General features: G+C 25.7%; 16 protein-coding genes, 1 tRNA gene and 1 riboswitch. Of the genes, 12 read left to right on the top strand and 5 right to left on the bottom strand.

The genetic code is table 11. The annotated features are described in order from the left end of the window. The first annotated feature begins 64 nt into the window (after positions 1–64). Positions 65–1,166, top strand: a protein-coding gene (prfB, locus tag NG904_RS09770; protein WP_350339618.1) for a peptide chain release factor 2 whose coding sequence is annotated in 2 segments (ribosomal slippage) — positions 65–142 and positions 144–1,166 — 1,101 coding nt in all. Because the reading frame shifts where the segments join, the coding sequence is not laid out codon by codon here. Positions 1,167–1,281: 115 nt separating this feature from the next. Here prfB and NG904_RS09765 read toward each other — a convergent pair. Beyond that, positions 1,282–2,664 carry a M28 family metallopeptidase gene (locus tag NG904_RS09765; protein WP_252231390.1) on the bottom strand — a complete coding sequence of 461 codons (1,383 nt, stop codon included), beginning with the start codon at positions 2,662–2,664 and terminating at the stop codon, positions 1,282–1,284. Positions 2,665–2,862: 198 nt separating this feature from the next. Here NG904_RS09765 and NG904_RS09760 point away from each other — a divergent pair, with 198 nt between their 5' ends. Further along, entirely contained in the window at positions 2,863–3,207 is a 345-nt protein-coding gene (locus NG904_RS09760) for a ribonuclease G (protein ID WP_252214410.1), read from the top strand. 58 nt (positions 3,208–3,265) lie between these two features. On the opposite strand, the gene NG904_RS09755 is transcribed toward NG904_RS09760, so the two are convergent. Then, on the bottom strand, positions 3,266–3,598 hold the full coding sequence (locus tag NG904_RS09755) for a hypothetical protein (RefSeq protein WP_252214412.1): 333 nt from the start codon (positions 3,596–3,598) through the stop codon (positions 3,266–3,268). A 336-nt stretch (positions 3,599–3,934) separates the two neighbouring features. Here NG904_RS09755 and NG904_RS09750 point away from each other — a divergent pair, with 336 nt between their 5' ends. From NG904_RS09750 to NG904_RS09730, 5 genes are all read left to right on the top strand, one after another. Beyond that, on the top strand, positions 3,935–6,112 hold the full coding sequence (locus NG904_RS09750) for a Tex family protein (protein WP_252231388.1): 2,178 nt from the start codon (positions 3,935–3,937) through the stop codon (positions 6,110–6,112). Positions 6,113–6,281: 169 nt separating this feature from the next. After that, positions 6,282–7,238, top strand: coding sequence for a DMT family transporter (locus NG904_RS09745; RefSeq protein ID WP_252231386.1), 957 nt, complete (start codon positions 6,282–6,284; stop codon positions 7,236–7,238). Positions 7,239–7,402: 164 nt separating this feature from the next. After that, a complete protein-coding gene (locus NG904_RS09740) occupies positions 7,403–8,089 on the top strand; it encodes an early set domain-containing protein (RefSeq protein ID WP_252214418.1) in 687 nt (228 codons plus the stop codon). A gap of 24 nt (positions 8,090–8,113) precedes the next feature. Beyond that, complete coding sequence (locus NG904_RS09735; RefSeq protein ID WP_252231384.1) at positions 8,114–9,187, top strand: hypothetical protein; 1,074 nt, start codon at positions 8,114–8,116, stop codon at positions 9,185–9,187. 235 nt (positions 9,188–9,422) lie between these two features. After that, positions 9,423–9,540, top strand: a riboswitch (FMN riboswitch). A 274-nt stretch (positions 9,541–9,814) separates the two neighbouring features. Next, entirely contained in the window at positions 9,815–10,402 is a 588-nt protein-coding gene (locus NG904_RS09730; RefSeq protein WP_252231382.1) for an ECF transporter S component, read from the top strand. A gap of 36 nt (positions 10,403–10,438) precedes the next feature. Here the strand turns inward: NG904_RS09730 and rimI are convergent, their stop codons facing one another. From rimI to tsaE, 3 genes are read right to left on the bottom strand one after another with little or no spacing between them, the layout of a single operon-like run. Beyond that, positions 10,439–10,894, bottom strand: coding sequence for a ribosomal protein S18-alanine N-acetyltransferase (rimI, locus tag NG904_RS09725; protein ID WP_252231380.1), 456 nt, complete (start codon positions 10,892–10,894; stop codon positions 10,439–10,441). Further along, positions 10,878–11,594: a tRNA (adenosine(37)-N6)-threonylcarbamoyltransferase complex dimerization subunit type 1 TsaB gene (gene tsaB, locus NG904_RS09720; RefSeq protein WP_252231377.1), complete on the bottom strand. Its 717-nt coding sequence runs from the start codon at positions 11,592–11,594 to the stop codon at positions 10,878–10,880. Before tsaB ends, rimI begins: the two co-directional genes overlap by 17 nt. Continuing rightward, positions 11,591–12,052 carry a tRNA (adenosine(37)-N6)-threonylcarbamoyltransferase complex ATPase subunit type 1 TsaE gene (gene tsaE, locus NG904_RS09715; protein ID WP_252231375.1) on the bottom strand — a complete coding sequence of 154 codons (462 nt, stop codon included), beginning with the start codon at positions 12,050–12,052 and terminating at the stop codon, positions 11,591–11,593. The genes tsaB and tsaE overlap by 4 nt, the downstream gene beginning before the upstream one ends. A 329-nt stretch (positions 12,053–12,381) precedes the next feature. Between tsaE and NG904_RS09710 the strand changes: the two genes are divergently transcribed. From NG904_RS09710 to NG904_RS09690, 5 genes are all read left to right on the top strand, one after another. Further along, positions 12,382–13,248: a metal ABC transporter substrate-binding protein gene (locus NG904_RS09710; RefSeq protein ID WP_252231373.1), complete on the top strand. Its 867-nt coding sequence runs from the start codon at positions 12,382–12,384 to the stop codon at positions 13,246–13,248. A 50-nt stretch (positions 13,249–13,298) separates the two neighbouring features. Then, positions 13,299–13,373 (top strand) — tRNA-Trp (locus NG904_RS09705). A gap of 527 nt (positions 13,374–13,900) precedes the next feature. Continuing rightward, the gene (locus NG904_RS09700) at positions 13,901–14,011 is read left to right on the top strand and encodes a LysM peptidoglycan-binding domain-containing protein (RefSeq protein WP_252231371.1); all 111 of its coding nucleotides are present in this window, start codon (positions 13,901–13,903) and stop codon (positions 14,009–14,011) included. A 311-nt stretch (positions 14,012–14,322) separates the two neighbouring features. Next, entirely contained in the window at positions 14,323–16,038 is a 1,716-nt protein-coding gene (locus tag NG904_RS09695; RefSeq protein WP_252231369.1) for a DUF8451 domain-containing protein, read from the top strand. Positions 16,039–16,524: 486 nt separating this feature from the next. Continuing rightward, positions 16,525–17,070, top strand: a complete 546-nt coding sequence (locus tag NG904_RS09690; protein ID WP_252231367.1) for a hypothetical protein — start codon at positions 16,525–16,527, stop codon at positions 17,068–17,070. Positions 17,071–17,193: the final 123 nt, after the last annotated feature.

The following is a 17,193-nucleotide window of genomic DNA, read 5'->3' as shown; positions in this document are numbered from 1 at the left end:
GCTTATGCATATATCAACATGCTACTAAAACAGAGCCAAAATAAAAAATGAAGAGGTGAATATATTGATTATTGAATTAGAAAAAGAATTATTAAAACTTTCTAATATAAAAAAATCTATATTTGAAATGAGTGAATCTCTTTGACAAAGAATATTTGGAAAAACAATTAAGTGAATTGGAATTTCAAATGCAAGAAGATGGCTTTTGGAATGATACTAAAAGAGCAGAAGAGATAACTAAAGAGAGTAAAAGAATAAAAGACAAGATTCAAAGAGTAGAAAGTGTTCAATCTAAGCTTGATGATATTGAAGTTTTAAAAGAAATTATGGATGATGACGATGAAGAATCTGCATATGAAATAATTAATAATATAAAAGAGATTGAAGAAGAAATTGATAATTATAATATGGAAATTCTATTGTCAGGTGAATATGATAAGAATAATGCAATACTTACATTACACGTAGGTGTTGGAGGTACAGATGCAAATGATTGGACAGAAATGCTTCTTAGAATGTACACAAGATGGTGTGAAAAGAAGAATTATAAAGTTGAAATGATTGACTTACTTGAAGGTGATGAAGCCGGGATAAAGAGCGTTACTCTAAAAGTCATAGGAGAATATGCTTATGGATATCTTAAAGCTGAAAAAGGAATTCATAGATTAGTTAGAATATCACCTTTTAACGCTAATGGTAAAAGACAAACATCATTTGCTTCAATGGAAGTATTACCAGAGCTTACAAAAGAACAAGATATTGATATAAGGTCAGAAGATATTAAAATTGATACTTATAGGGCATCAGGGGCTGGAGGACAACATATAAACAAAACTGACTCAGCAGTGAGAATAACACATCTTCCTACCGGTGTTGTAGTACAATGTCAAAATGAAAGAAGTCAGTTTTCTAATAAAGATACAGCAATGGGAATGCTTAAAGCAAAGTTAATAGAATTAAAAGAAAGAGCTCATAAAGAAAAAATTGAAGATTTAACTGGAGAATTAAAAGATATGGGATGGGGAAGTCAAATACGTTCATATGTATTTCACCCATATAATTTAGTTAAAGACCATAGAACAAATGTAGAAGTTTCTAATGTTACTGCAGTTATGGACGGAGATTTGGATTTATTTATAAATTCATACTTAAAGAGCTTAAAATAAAAAAAGTTGAGGGTTAATGAAAAATTTTTAACTCTCAACTTTTTTGATTTATTCACTTAAAAAATCTAGCATAGTTGATTTACAAAAAAATATATACTAATTAGAAAAACAAAATTTAAATTACACGAATTTTATTTTTATTAACGTATTGTTTTAATTTTTTCTTGATAGTGGGTAAAAAGAATATAAATAAGAATAAAGCAAATAAAAATAAAATAAAATTATGACTATAAAAGACTAATCTAAAATCATCATAAGCATAATTAGAAATTTCATCTTTAACAAGAGAATAAACATCATCAATTGCTTTGGTATCAATATACTCTACTTTATCATTTAGCGTATGAATTTTAGAGGTATCAGAATGACATAATGTAATAGAATCCATTCCCATATTAGTAAAACTTGCATGATCACTACAATCTTCAAATGCAATTTTATAATCGATATTTTTATTTGAACAGATTGTTTTTAATGAATTTAATAAATTTATATTAGCATCTTTATTACTTTTGCATACTGATCCACTCATTATAGAAATAGGGGTATTAGCAGCACCAATCATATCAAAATTAATAATTTCACTATTTTTTATAAGATTTTCATGATTTTGAGCAAAATTTGAAGATCCAAGTAATCCAAACTCTTCTCCAGTTAATGCTACAAAAATAATATCTCTTTTTGGTTTTATGAAACTTGATAAATTTTTAGATAACTCCATTAAAAAAGCTGTACCAGAAGCATTATCTAATGCACCGCCATAACAATTATTTAAATAATCTTGTCCTACATGATCGAAATGAGCAGTAATTACAAGTGGCGGTAAATTTTTAGACGTTCCATTTATTACTCCAACTACATTAGAGGTTGATTTTTCATGCTTAGAATAAGGAAGAGTAATTTTTATTATATTATTGCTTCTTAAAGAATCTAGTATATTGTTATATAACTCAGTAGTTATAGCAATTGAAAATTGATAATCAGATTTATCATTAAAGGAACTTCTAAAAGAAAAGTTGTTACATGAAGGTGTATAAAACAAATATATTTTTTCATCATGTTTTATTGTTAAAGAAGTAGGGAAAATGTTAAGAATATCTTCTTTATTAAAAGTAACTGAACTTTCATTAAAATTAAGCAAGTCCTCTTTATAATCAACACCATATTTGTAATCATATAAGATTTTATCATCATTTAATATTTTAAATGAGGGATTATTTCCATTCTTAAATGGTGTATTAACATAAAAACTTTCTTTATAATTTTCAGTTAATGGAACTAAACCAATATCTTTAAACCAATTTTCTATAAAATCAGCAGTTTTTTCATTTCCGCTTGAGCCTGTTAATCTACCTTCATATTCATCAGATGAAATTATTTTAATATTATTTTTAACGTTTGAAGAGTTAAAGTGATAATATGTAGTTTGAAGAAATATTGAAAATACTAGAGCTATAAATACTAATAATAAACTACTGTAATAAATAATCTTTTTCATTGTTAACCTCTCTTAAATTATTTCTCATAGTAGAGTTTATTAATAATTGATTAACAATATGAACTATATTTTTATATAAATATAAATGTAAAATAAAAAAGACACAATGTAAATAGTTACACAAAAAGAAATAATTGAAAAACAAAATTAAATAAGTTAAAATATGGTGTACATAATTTATAATTGGAGGCATTATTTATGGAGAATATTTCAAACAATCAAGTTCCACAAGAAGTGAAAAAGTGGAATTGGGGAGCATTTATGCTAAATATATTTTGGGGAATAGGTAATAATAGTTATCTTCCTCTTTTATGTTTAGTTCCTCTACTTAACATAGTATGGATATTTGTATGTGGAGCAAAAGGAAATGAATGGGCATGGAAAAAAGGAAGTTATTCAAGTGCTGAAGAATTTTTATTAGTTCAAAAAACTTGGAATAAAGCAGGACTAGCATACTTTGTGTTTACATTCGTAGTAATATTATTATACATATTTGTTTTTAGTGCATTAATAGCTGGATTATCATCTACAATGTATTATTAAAAACAACATAAAAAATATAAGCTATTCGTATTTTATGTGAATAGCTTATATTTTTTATTTATACTTTTTTATAAAACATGTCAATAATGCAATAAATAGATGTAAAAGCTAAGCAACTATAAATATACATATTTAATCCAGATTCCAATATAGAAATTATTCCACCAATAATTAAATTTAATATTATTACTATGTTAATAAACTTAAAAAGTTTGGAATTAGTAGTTAAGATTACATTTATAGCTGAAAATATAGTTAATATAAGAGTCAAAAAATAAAATATGTTTCTTAAATCTTCAGAGTAATCTATAACTTTTAACTTATTTAAAGATAGTACTAATATAAAAAATAATAATAAGAATGAAGTAACTTTATTAACAACTTTAATCATCTGCAGCACCTCTTATTACAAATATTTCCAATTATAATTATACAGTTAGCTTTACATAAGAGCAATAAAAATATAGGATATATTACATTTAATGTAAATTCAAAAAGCTAATTATTTAAAAGCTATGTTAGCTTTTAAAATTAATATAGTGTTTAATTTTATGTTTTGGTTAATATATACATATAATATTGCTATTAATGTAAATAAGTTTATAATATTAGTAGTCACTTAGATATTTTATAAAGTTTATTTATTTAGAAGTATGTTAATACTTTAATATAAACAGTTAATTATAAAACAGAGTGGATAATTTAATATAGTCATTAGGAGGAAAGCATGAAATCTATAGAAGAAAGATTAGCAGCAGAATTGAATTTAGGATTAACTCAAATTAACAATGTAGTAAGTCTTTTAGATGATGGAAATACAGTTCCGTTTATATCAAGATATAGAAAAGAAGCAACAGGAGGTCTTTCTGATGAAGTGTTAAGAAAGTTATCAGAAAGACTTACTTATTTAAGAAATCTAGATGAAAGAAAAGATGACATTAAAAGATTGATTAATGAGCAAGGAAAATTAAATACTGAAATAGAAAATGCATTAGAAAAAGCAACAACATTAACAGAAGTTGAAGATATATATAGACCATATAAACCGAAAAAGAAGACTAAAGCTACAATAGCTGTAGCAAAAGGATTAAAACCATTTGCAGAATTAATACAAGGTGGAGTTTTTAAAGGAAATTTAAATGAAGAAGCATCTAAATACATTAATGAAGAAAAAGGTGTATTAAAGGCAGAAGAAGCTGTTCAAGGTGCATTAGATATAATTGCAGAAAATATATCTGATGAGGCTAAATTTAGAAAACATATAAGAGAATTAATTATAAAAGAAGGTTTTATAGAATCAAAAGGTGATTCAAAAGATACTACTCCTTATGAAATGTATTATGATTATAAGGAAGAAGTTAAAAAGATACCTCCACATAGAATATTAGCTATTAATAGAGGAGAAAAAGAAAAAGTATTAAGTGTAAAAATTACAGTTAATGAAGATAAAATAATAAGATATTTAGAAAATAATATTTTAACTGGAAATGAAGTTTTAGATGAAAAATTAAAACTTTCTATAAAGGATTCTTTAAAAAGATTAATATACCCATCAATAGAAAGAGAAATAAGAAATGAATTAACTAATATTGGTGAAGAGGGTGCTATAAATATATTTAAAGAAAATTTAAAAGCATTATTATTACAAGCACCTATAAAGGGTAAAGTTGTAATGGGGTTTGATCCGGGGTTTAGAACAGGATGTAAGATTGCAATATTAGATGAAACAGGTAAGTTTTTAGAGAATACAGCGGTATACCCTACGCTACCTAAGAGAGATATTGCTGGAACTAAAAAAACATTAAAAGAATTAATTTACAAGCATGATGTAGATGTTATATCTCTTGGAAATGGTACAGCTTCAAGAGAATCAGAAGAAGTCATAGCTGAAATGATAAAAGAGATAAAAGAAGAAAAAGGAAAAGAAGTATCATATGTAATTGTATCTGAGGCAGGGGCATCAGTTTATTCAGCATCAGAGCTTGCAACTAAGGAATATCCTAATTTAGATGTTACTGTAAGAGGAGCTATATCAATAGGTAGAAGACTTCAAGATCCACTTGCAGAACTAGTAAAGATTGATCCAAAGGCTATAGGTGTAGGTCAATATCAACATGATGTTACTCCTAAAAAATTAGAACAATCATTAGCTGGTGTGGTTGAAGATTCTGTTAATACTGTTGGCGTGGATTTAAATATAGCAACACCATCTTTATTAACATATATATCAGGAATAAATTCTACTATTGCACAAAACATTGTAGCCTATAGAGAAGAACTAGGACAATTTAAATCAAGAAAAGAATTACTAAAAGTAAAGAGGCTAGGTCAGAAGGCATATGAGCAATGTGCAGGATTTTTAAGAGTTTCTGAAAGTAAAGAATACCTTGATAATACGTCTGTGCATCCAGAGTCATATAATGTTGCAAAGAAGTTAATTGAAACATTAGGATATAATAAAGATGATTTAAAAAATAATAATTTAGATGATATAGATAAGAGAGCAGAACTAAATGGAATAAGTAAATTAAGTAATGACTTAGATATTGGAGAACTTACATTAAAAGATATAATAAAGGAATTAAAGAAGCCAGGTAGAGATCCTAGAGATGAAATGCCAACACCTATATTAAAAACTGGAATAATAGAACTTAAAGATTTAAAGCCAGGAATGGTTTTAAATGGAACAGTAAGGAACGTATCTGACTTTGGAGCTTTTGTTGATATAGGAGTTCATCAAGATGGCTTGGTTCATAAAAGTCAAATGGCAAATAGGTTTGTAAAACATCCATTAGATATTGTAAAGGTTGGAGACATAGTAAAGGTTAGTATTTTAGAAGTGGATCCAAAAAGAAAGAGAATTTCTTTAAGCATGAAAGATGTAGATACAAAATTCGATGCTTAAAATAAAGAATTAAACTATTTTAAAATAGTATTAATATTATAAAAAGTTTATAATAGATAAGCTAATAAAAAGACTGTTTCAAAATAATTTTAGAGAAATATTATTTACGAAACAGTCTTTTATAATTAATTATTTGTTCACAATATAACTTAAATTGGGGGAGTTACGCATGGATAAGAAAAAAATTTATACTAATAGAAAAAATATAGTTATATTAGCAATTATATGCTGCATTTTATGGGGAAGTGCATACCCAGCTATAAAGGTTGGTTACCAATTATTTAATATAGGATCAAATGATATATGTTCAAAATTAATATTTGCAGGGTATAGATTTGCTATTGCAGGTATTCTGGTATTATTGCTAGAAGTAATTAATAAAAAAAATATATTTAATTATTCATTAAGAGAATTTGGAGAAATGACTTTATTAGGTTCTACTCAAACAGCTCTTCAATACATATTTTTTTATATTGGATTATCTTATACAACAGGAGTAAGAGGATCTATAATAAATGGAACAGGGACATTTGCAAGTATAATATTAGCTCATATAATATACAAAAACGATAAATTAAATTTTAATAAAGTTATAGGATGTATTATAGGATTTGTTGGTGTAATTATTGTTAATTTAAATGGTAAAGCAATTACAGGACAAGCATTTTCTATGAGAGGAGAAGGTTCTCTTATGATAGCAGCAATAATTTTTGCTGCATCAGCAATATATGGTAAAAAAATTACTCAAAATAAAGATGCATCAATAGTTACTGGATATCAATTACTTATAGGTGGAATTATATTAAGCATATTAGGATTTGTATTTGGAGGACATTTAAAAGGATTCACTTCAAAATCAACTATGCTTTTAATATATATGGCTTTATTATCATCAATAGCATTTGCTATTTGGAGTCAATTATTAAAATTTAACAAGGTTGGAGTAATATCAGTTTTTAATTTCTTAGTGCCTATATTTGGAACGTTATTATCAGCTATATTTCTTAAGGAAAATATATTTGATATTAAAATTTTAATATCTTTAATACTAGTTTGTTCAGGAATTTTTTTAGTTTATAATGAAAAAGCCATTAAATTAACAAAGATAAATTTAGATAAAGAATAAAAATTACTATTAGTTAATCAGTATACTAATTTTAAGATATGAGAAGTTATGGAATATTAAAAATTACTTAATATATTTTTAAATTCCATAATTTTCTTGTTTTATAAATGAAAATAGTAAATATTCACAAAATAATAACGAAAATATTAGTAAAGGAGGTAGTTATGGAGATAATTTTTGAGTACGAAGGAAAAGGGAATTTAGAAGTTAATAGTGTGGCTGTTATAGGAAGCTTTAATAATTTTGATCATACAAAAGGGAATATGGTAAGAGAAGGAAGCAAATGGGTTTTAAAATGTGATCTTTTAGAAGGAGAGCATTATTACAAATTTCTTATAAATAATGAATTAAAACTTAATGATTCATCAGCAAATATATATTTACCAGATGATAATGAGGAGCTTTGGTCTGTAGTTATAATAAATGATAAAAATCAAAGAATGTATAACAATAATCAATATACTGTTCATGTTGATTCGTATAATGTGACTTGCAATATCAATGAAGAACAAAAATCAGCAAATAAAAAGAATTTTAATGTATTATTAGATAAAAAAGTTGTTACAAGATTGGGTTTCACTAATGTAACAGGATTGCATAGCATTACAACAGCATGGTTTACCCCTAAGGGAGAATTGTTTCAAGTAGTAGAAAATAATTTATTTGCTACAAAAGATAATGAAAAAGATCCAATATTAATGTGGTTTTGGATGGAATTAAATGATAGTCATAAAAATAACTGTGGAATTTGGACAATTAAATTATTTATTGATGGAGAATTTGTTTTAGAAGATCAAATCAAATTGTTAGAAAACACTTCTTATACGGCTCAAGGAAAAATGAATTATTAAATACTGAAAGTGAAGTGATTAAATATGATAAAAGCTATCAATATTAACACAAATTTTAATGAAAACATAAATAATATAAATCAAAAAAATAGTAAAGTTCAAAGTAAAAAAACTATATCTAGTAATGAAAATAATATGAACATTGATGAATACAAAGCATCAATTTTAAAAGATGCTTCTACAGAAAATGAAGTGTCTAAAGTAAAAAATACAACTAAAAGTTCGCTTGGAAACTTTTTTGAAGGATTAACATCTACTGCAAATGCGGTAAAAAAGGCAGTAACATCAGTAGTTGATAATGTAAATAAAACAATTATATCTGTAAGTGAAAGCGTTAAAAATACTGTGAATTCAGTTTCTAAAAGTGTAATAGATGCTTCAAATGCAATCAATAAGACTATAATGAACGTTTCTAAATCAGTAACAAATACTATAAATAAAACATCATCACAAATAGCTAGTACGGTAAAACAAGTAACAACTACAGCATCGGAATTGAAAGAAGTTGCTTTAAATGTAAAAAATGCTGTTACTGATATGATTAGTGTTGGAAGTAAGACATTAGTATCTGTATCTTCTGATGTATTAGAAGTATCAGGTAAGATTGGAAGCACTGTAGTAGGAATTAAAATGGCGACAAGTAATCCTAATGATAATATAATAAAAAAGACAGTAGCAACTTTTAACATTGTAAAAAATGGAGTCGATTCAATAAAAGAGCCTATTGGTAGAATTAAAAATACTCTAGTTAAAGGGTACGAAGACATGTCTAAGAGTTATGGTGAAGTAGTAAATAATTTTAACAAATTAAAGGACTCAATGGATATTGCAAAAGATATTCCTAATACAATAATTTCTACTAGTAAAGATGTTATATCAAATGTAAAGTTTGTAGCAAGTGAAATTAAAGACGGAAGTATTAATGTATTTAATACTTTAAAGAGTACTACAACTGAAGTTAAAAATACTGTTTTCAATGGAATTGAAGAAGTAAGTAATACTGTTAAAGAAAATTATGAAAGCTGTAAAAATGATGTTACAGAATCAATAGATACAATAAAAAATAATAACAGTATGTTTTCTCCAGAATTAGCATAATTAATATTACATCTGTTTAAGTAAAGTGTTGATATATGCATAAGCAAAGTTGATTTAGTAATTGAATTTAGGAACAATGTTAATTTGCCTAGTGCATATATCAACATATATTTAAAGTATATACATATCATAAAAAATTTTAAAAAAGTAAATAATATATATACTGTTTAAAAATGTGTTGTAAAAATTATTTTAAGAATATATAATGAATGTATAGTAAAAAATAATTTAATACTTATATCTTCAGGGCAGGGTGTAAATCCCTACTGGCGGTAAAGCCCGCGAGCTAAATTTATAGCAGATTCGGTGTAACTCCGAAGCCAACAGTATAGTCTGGATGAAAGAAGGTAACCTATTAGGAATTAAGATAGTTTTATTCTTAATAATTTAGTATATGCCCTGATGTATTTATGCATCAGTTTTTTTGTTTTTTAGAGAGTTATGAAATGTAATTTTTAGCATACAATTTATATAAAATGTGCTTTAAGAAAACATAAAATCTAAAGAATAAAAATATTAAATTTAAGAACAACTTAATTTGTAATTTAATCTTACAAAGAGTAGTAAAACGTTATCTTAAGACTTAATAAGCTACACCAGGGAGATAATCTTTTGGGAGGCGTAAAAATGAACAAAAACACAAACAAAACAATTAAAATTTCATTATTATCAGCATTAGCACTTATACTTATGTACTTTGAAATTCCTTATCCAGTATTTCTATGGCTTAAAATTGATTTAAGTGATGTGCCAGCATTATTAGGAGCATTTGGATTTGGACCATTGGCAGGTATAACTATAGAATTAATTAAAAACATATTGATTCTTTTAATTAAAGGAAGTCAAAGTGGATTTGTTGGAGAACTTGCTAACTTTTTAGTTGGAGTATCTTTAATATTACCAGCAGGAATTCTTTATAAAAGAAATAAATCTAAAAAATCAGCTATTTTAGGAATGATTTTAGGTGGAGTTTGTATTGAAATTATAGGAATTATCTCAAATGTATATTTGCTTTTACCAGCATATGGTATGCAAATGAGCAGTGCAGAATTATTAAGATATGTTACTGTGGGTTTAGTACCTTTTAATGGAATAAAAGCTATATTGGTATGTACATTAACATATGTTTTATATAAAAAGGTGTCTGTATCTATATTTAAGGCAGAACCTAACTTTGGAAGTCCAGAAAAAAACTCAAAGACTATAACTGAATGATTAAATATATAAAAATAATTCGTAGGCTAAATTAGCTTACGAATTATTTTTTTCATCTATACGCCACATAATTATTGCATCTTCTTTATTATCTTGATAATAATTTTTCCTCACTCCTTGCTCTACAAATCCATATTTTTTGTATAATTCTTGAGCAGGAATATTGCTAGCTCTTACTTCTAAAGTATAAGCATTACAATTAGCACTTTTAGTTAATTTAACTAATTCACCTAATAAAGCAGAAGCAACATTTTTTCTTCTAAAATTAGGATGTACAGCTATATTTGTGATATGGGCTTCATCTATTATTATCCAAGCGCCTATAAAACCTATAACTTTATCATCACATTTGGCAACTATATAATTAGCAAGAGGATTTGCTAATTCTTGAATATATGATTCTTTACTCCAAGATGTAGGGAAACTTAATAAGCTAATTTCTAAAACATCATCAACATCAGTTTCAGTCATTAAACTAGTTGTTAGTTTCACTTTTTAATTTCATCCTTTTTTCATATTCCCTCTCAGCTTGAGGTTTTTTTAAATAAAATGGAGCAGAGTTAGAATCATCATATTCACCATCTTTTAGTTTTAGTAGTCCTAATTCACCCAATGAAGAAGCTCTAACTAAATTAAGATGATTTGGTGGAAAGAAACAATTATTACAATTTTCTAATATGTATTCCTTTGTATTATTAAGTCCATCACCAATGAACATAACATTTTCTCCTTTTTCATTAAGCATATCAACTAGCTCATTTATATCAAGAGCAGAGTAATCCATTATTTGTTCTAACTTTCCGTTACAAGATTTATATAAGGCAGTATAAACATTGTTTCTTAATGCATCCATTACAGGACAGATTATACCGTTAAATGGAGCAATACTATATGCAAGTGCATCAAGACTAGAAATACTTACATAAGGTTTATTTCCCCCAAAGCTTAATCCTTTAATTGTAGCCATTCCAATTCTTAAACCTGTAAAAGAACCAGGGCCTTTAGATACTACAAAGCCATCTATAGAATCAATATCTAAATTACAGTTTTCTAATAAATTTTCTACTAAAGTCATTAATATAGTAGAGTGCTCTTTTTTATTGTTTAAAGTTATTTCTCCTAGTAATTTATCATCTTCAAGTAAAGCAGCAGTTGCAACTTTTGAAGATGAATCTATACTTAGTATAATCATATTTTTAACTCCTTTATATATTCATATTTTTTGCCGTAAGGTGTTAATGTTATCTTTCTATAATTATCACCTTTTTCTAAATCTTTTTCTATATTTATATGAAGAAACTCATCAGGAAGAATATCTTCAATATAATTTGCCCATTCTATGATAGACACACTATCAGAAAAAATATAATCATCAAATCCAATTGCATATATTTCATCAGGATCATTTACTCTATATACATCAAAATGATTTAATTTTAATCTTCCGTCATCATATTCATTTACAATTGTAAATGTAGGGCTTGTAATATCCTCTTTTATATCTAAACCAAGAGCAATGCCTTTAGTTATATGAGTTTTACCAGTACCTAAATCTCCTGTTAGACAAATTATATCTCCTGAATTAAGTAATTTTCCTATTTCTATACCTAAGTTAGTAGTTTCATTTATGCTATAAACATTAAATTCCATAAAAAGAACTCCTTTCACTAGCATTTAAACTTAATTTGCTTTTATATTAAAAATTATTGCCATCTTTTTATTTTATCTAATTTCAATTATAAAATCAAAGCTTATAATTTTACTTATAAAAATTAATCTACAATAATATTATATTTAAAGTTAGGATAATAGGGCAAATTAATTAATATAAGTTAAAAAAGTATACAAAAATATACATAATAAATTAAATTTAAATAAATTTTATAATAAAAATATATACATTTAACATATTTAGTTGATATAATATTACTAGAGTTTTATTTGGAAATAATTTATATATATTTTCGGAGGAGATCGATTTGAAAAAGATTACCTTTATTATGATTGTAATAACTCTTACATTTTCTATAGGTATGGGAGTATTTGCGAATCCGTTATTAGCTAATACTGAAAATAATCAAAAAGAAGATAGAGAGAAATATTTAAATATAATGACTGTTAATAAACCACAATATAAAATGGTAAAGAAAATTGTTAATAATAAACACAATGTTCAATACATGATGACAGAAGAAGCAGATATTAATGAATTTAAGTACAATAAAGAGATTATAGAAAATGTATCTAATATGGATCTTTTTATTTATTCTGGAACAAGTTTTGAACCTTGGGCAAATAGTTTTATAGATGAACTTAAAAAGGGTAGTATGGGAATAATTAATTTATCAAGAGGTATGAGGCTTCTAAATTATGGTGGAAATGAATCATCAAAAGAAAACCCTTATTACTTTGAAGGAATAGATTCATATAAGATAGCTTTATACAATATAAAAGCTGCTGTTCAAGATAGAGACCCTAAAAATAGAGATTATTATGAAGAAAACTATAATAATGCTATAAAAGAATTAAATGTTCAAATAGAACCCTATAGTGAAAAAATAAAAGGATTAAAAGATTATACATTCCTAGCTTTAAATGATAATTTTGATTATTTAACTAAAGACTTAGGATTACATGTAGTAAAATTAAACAATTATGAAATATCAGAGTTTATAAAAGTTAATAATTTAGATGAAAAGAAACTAGTTATATTAAAAGATGGTACAGAAGAAACTAATATGGATTTATCGAAATACAAAGTGGTGAATTTATGGAAGTATTACGGAAATATGTCTTTTGATGAGCTAATATTGTACAACATAAAAGTATTAACAGATTTATTGTAGAAAATAGTTGATTTTTTAATAACCATGTTATATAATAAATACTGTTGTGAAGGGGTATGGCTCAACGGTAGAGTAGTGGTCTCCAAAACCATTGGTTCTGGGTTCAAATCCTAGTGCCCCTGCCAGAAAAGGTCGTAACACGTTGTGTTGCGGCTTTTATTTTTTTGTCTAAAAATAAATGCTGTAAAGCCAGTGATAGGGCCATTTTGCAGAATTAACAATATTAACATGTACTAGCTAATACTTATTTGTGAGGGGCAATAAGGGGTAAAAAAAGGGGCAAAGTTGTACGAGCTAGATTTAAAATGTGTTGGAAATTTAAAATTTTTAAAAGATTTTATAGAATTTATTAAAGGAAGTTTAGATATGAGATTGAGAGCATTATACTATGTTCTTTTTTTATTGATTTTTAAAATTTATAGATTATTATATTTGTAAATTTAGTATATAATGATATTTTATAAGTTATGAATTTTATTATAATTAAAAAGAGCCCAATTTTTAAACAGTCTCGTCATTTTTTATAATCCATCTAATTTACAGACAGAAATTTCTTTAATATCATCTAAAACATGAGTGTATGTATTTATTGTAACAGCAATATTGCATTTAATGAAAACCAAGTTTATTATAGTATGTTGAAGGTGATACGTTGTGTAAAATTACTATTAAATTTAATACAACTGTTGAAAAATTAGTGGACATTAATGGTATTAAAGATAAGAATAAGATTTATGCTGGACAGGATATTAGAATAATGTAGATTTTAAACACTTACTTTTTGAGTAGGTGTTTTTTATTAACTCTATATTTAGTATAATGAAATTATTGGAACGCATATATAATTTGGTGTAATTGTTATGTGATATATTAAAAAGTTATATTTAAAATATATATTCTAACGTAGACAATATGATAAATTAATAGAATATTTGTCTATAATAATAGATATAGAAATAAATTTTAATTAAGAAAAAATATGTAATGTTAATATAATAAAATATAAATTTAACTTTTAAAAATAAACATATTAAATTTATATATTTTTATTTAAGGATAAAGAAGGTGAGAAAAATGACAGATATAGAATTATTAGAGATATTAAAAATTGGTGAAACTGTTGATGTAGAGTGTAAAGAGGCAGAAAATAAAATTCCTAATTCATTATGGGAAAGTTATTCTGCTATGGCTAATACAAATGGTGGAATAATAATTTTAGGAATTAAAGAAAATAAAAGTAAGGGTACTTTTGAGGTTCAGGGTGTAAAAAATATTGATAAAAGAATTCAAGATTTTTGGAATACCATAAATGGAAGTAAAACAAATAAAAATTTATTAATTGATGAGGATGTACAAAAATTAACTATTAAAGATAAAGATGTTTTAGTAATAAATATTCCAAGAGCAAGTTATAAACAACGACCTATATATTTAAATGAAAATCCTTATAAAGGAACTTATAAACGTAATGCTGAGGGAGATTATAAATCAACAGAAGATGAAGTTAATGCTATGATAAGGGATGCATCAGAAGAAGGCAATGATGGTGTAATACTTGAGGATTATACAATAAAAGATTTAGATGAAGACACAATAAAAAAATATAGAAATAGATTTAGTTCTAGAGAGCCAGATCATCCTTGGAATGATCTTAGTAATGAAGAATTTATTGAAATGTTGGGTGGAATAAAGGAAGATAGAAGAAGGAAAATTAAAGGTGTAACAGTAGCAGGAATGCTTATGTTTGGAAAAGGTATTTATATTAGGGATTTATTTGCTAATATAAATTTAGATTTTAGAGAAGAAATTAATGTGGATTCTAACCAAAGATGGTCAGATAGATTTACCATAGATGGAACGTGGGAAAATAATCTTTATAACTTTTACTTTACAGTAATCAATAAATTGACAAGCAATGTAAAAGTACCATTTAAATTAGAAAATTTAGAGCGTAAGGATGATACTTTAGTTCACCAAGCAATAAGAGAAGCATTTGTAAACCAAATAATACATGCTGATTTTAATATACAAGGAACATTAAAAATTATAAAAACTAAGGATAGTCTAGAGTTTACTAATCCAGGAAATTTAAAAATAGATCTTGAAAGCATATTTAAGGGTGGAAATTCTAAAAGTAGAAATCCTAGAATTCAAAAGATGTTTTCTTTAATAGGACTAGGTGAAGGTGCAGGATCGGGATTTCCTAAAATATTAGCTGCATGGAATGAACAAAATTGGAGGACACCTGAGTTAAAAGAAGAAATTAATTTAAGTCAGGTTTCTTTAAAACTATGGATGATATCCATGTTACCAGAAGAATGTTTAGAAGCTTTAAAAAGTATATTTGATAAAGATTTTAATTCTTTTAATAAAGATGAAGTATTAATACTTGCAACGGCATATTTAGAAGGTAGTGTGAATAATGCTCGTATTCAATTAATGATGGATAAACACTCATATGATATAACTGGAATACTACATTATTTAGTTGAAAAAGGGACTTTGTTAGTAGATGGTTATGGAAAAGGAAAAATGTATTATTTAAATTATGAATATAATTTTAAGGCTAATTCTAATAAAATATTGATTAAAGATAAGCCACTAAATAATGATCAAATAAATATTTTAGAATATATAAAGATAAATGGAAGTATTAGCAACAAGGAATGTAGAGATAGCTTTGGATTCGGAAAAACAAAAGTATTAGCATTACTTAAATATTTAGAAGAATTAGGAAAAATAAAGAGAATAGGGAAGGGTTCATATACTAGATATGAATTAATAGATTAAAATCAATCGCCCGCTTAATCGCCCGCTTAATCGCCCGCTTAATCGGCTGATTGAGCGGGCGATTGTTATATAAAAAATAATTTTGTATAAATATTAACTTAAGTTGCATTTTTATTGAAATAATAAAACTAGGTGAAATCATCTTTAGGAAAGTTTTTCTAATAAAATTTCCAGGCACAAGTACTAGGAAAACCTTAGTATTAATATATCCTAAATAATGTTATTTTATAAGGGGTAAAGTGGGGGGCAAAACTTAAATTTTAATATTATAATACAAGCTTTAAGTATTGATACTATCATGTTCGTATAAAATTATAGTGAAGTAAGAATACATAATTCAAATTGTAATATGGATAGAGTAGATTTTGAAGAATCTATGAAGATACCAAATTTAATACCAATAAGGGCATCATTAGAAAAAGCTATAAGCCAAGAATATATGTTATAATTTGGTGTATATTACATAAAAAAACAGGAGTACTAAATATGAAGATTCAAAAACAAGTTAAAATTATAAATAAGGAAGAATTGCAAGTTTATGAAAAGAATATACGAAGCAATGCTGAATTAACAATTAATAAATTAAAATTAATGATTAATCAGAATACAGATTTAGAGATATTATTTAAATTAAAATTTAAGAAATGTGGATATGAACCGTTATTTGGATATGAACTAAATATAATTGAACAGCTTAATCAAATGTTTACTTATATCGTTTCTCTAAAAGCATTGTATATTTTATTAGAAAAATACAAAAATAAAGAGTTTGTAGTTAACTTTGGAACTCAAGGCGGATATGATATTATAAGCGATGATGAAACAATAATATGTGAATGTTTTGCTTCCACGAATCTAATGAGTAATTGTAAAATTAAAAAAGATTTAGAAAGGCTAAAAGCAGATAAGATTGCTTTAAAAAAATATGAATTTTTCTATTCGCTAGAAGCTAATGAAACAACATTAGAAAATTTGAGAAATAACTATTCTGATATAGATATAATAAGAATTAATAATGTTAGTATAATTTAATATCATATATATTAAATAGGATGTCGGAGGGAACAATATGTAATTAATCCATAGCTTATAAATTCAGATACATTTACAAATTGTGGTATAATTAGTTGCGATAGTAAAATGTTGAGAGGTGAA

This window comes from Clostridium sp. ZBS15 (assembly GCF_023845705.1).
GTDB classification, from domain to species: Bacteria; Bacillota; Clostridia; order Clostridiales; family Clostridiaceae; genus Clostridium; species Clostridium aquiflavi.
The sequence above is the reverse complement of the archived record's forward strand: the minus strand, read 5'-3'. Positions and strand labels throughout refer to the sequence as shown.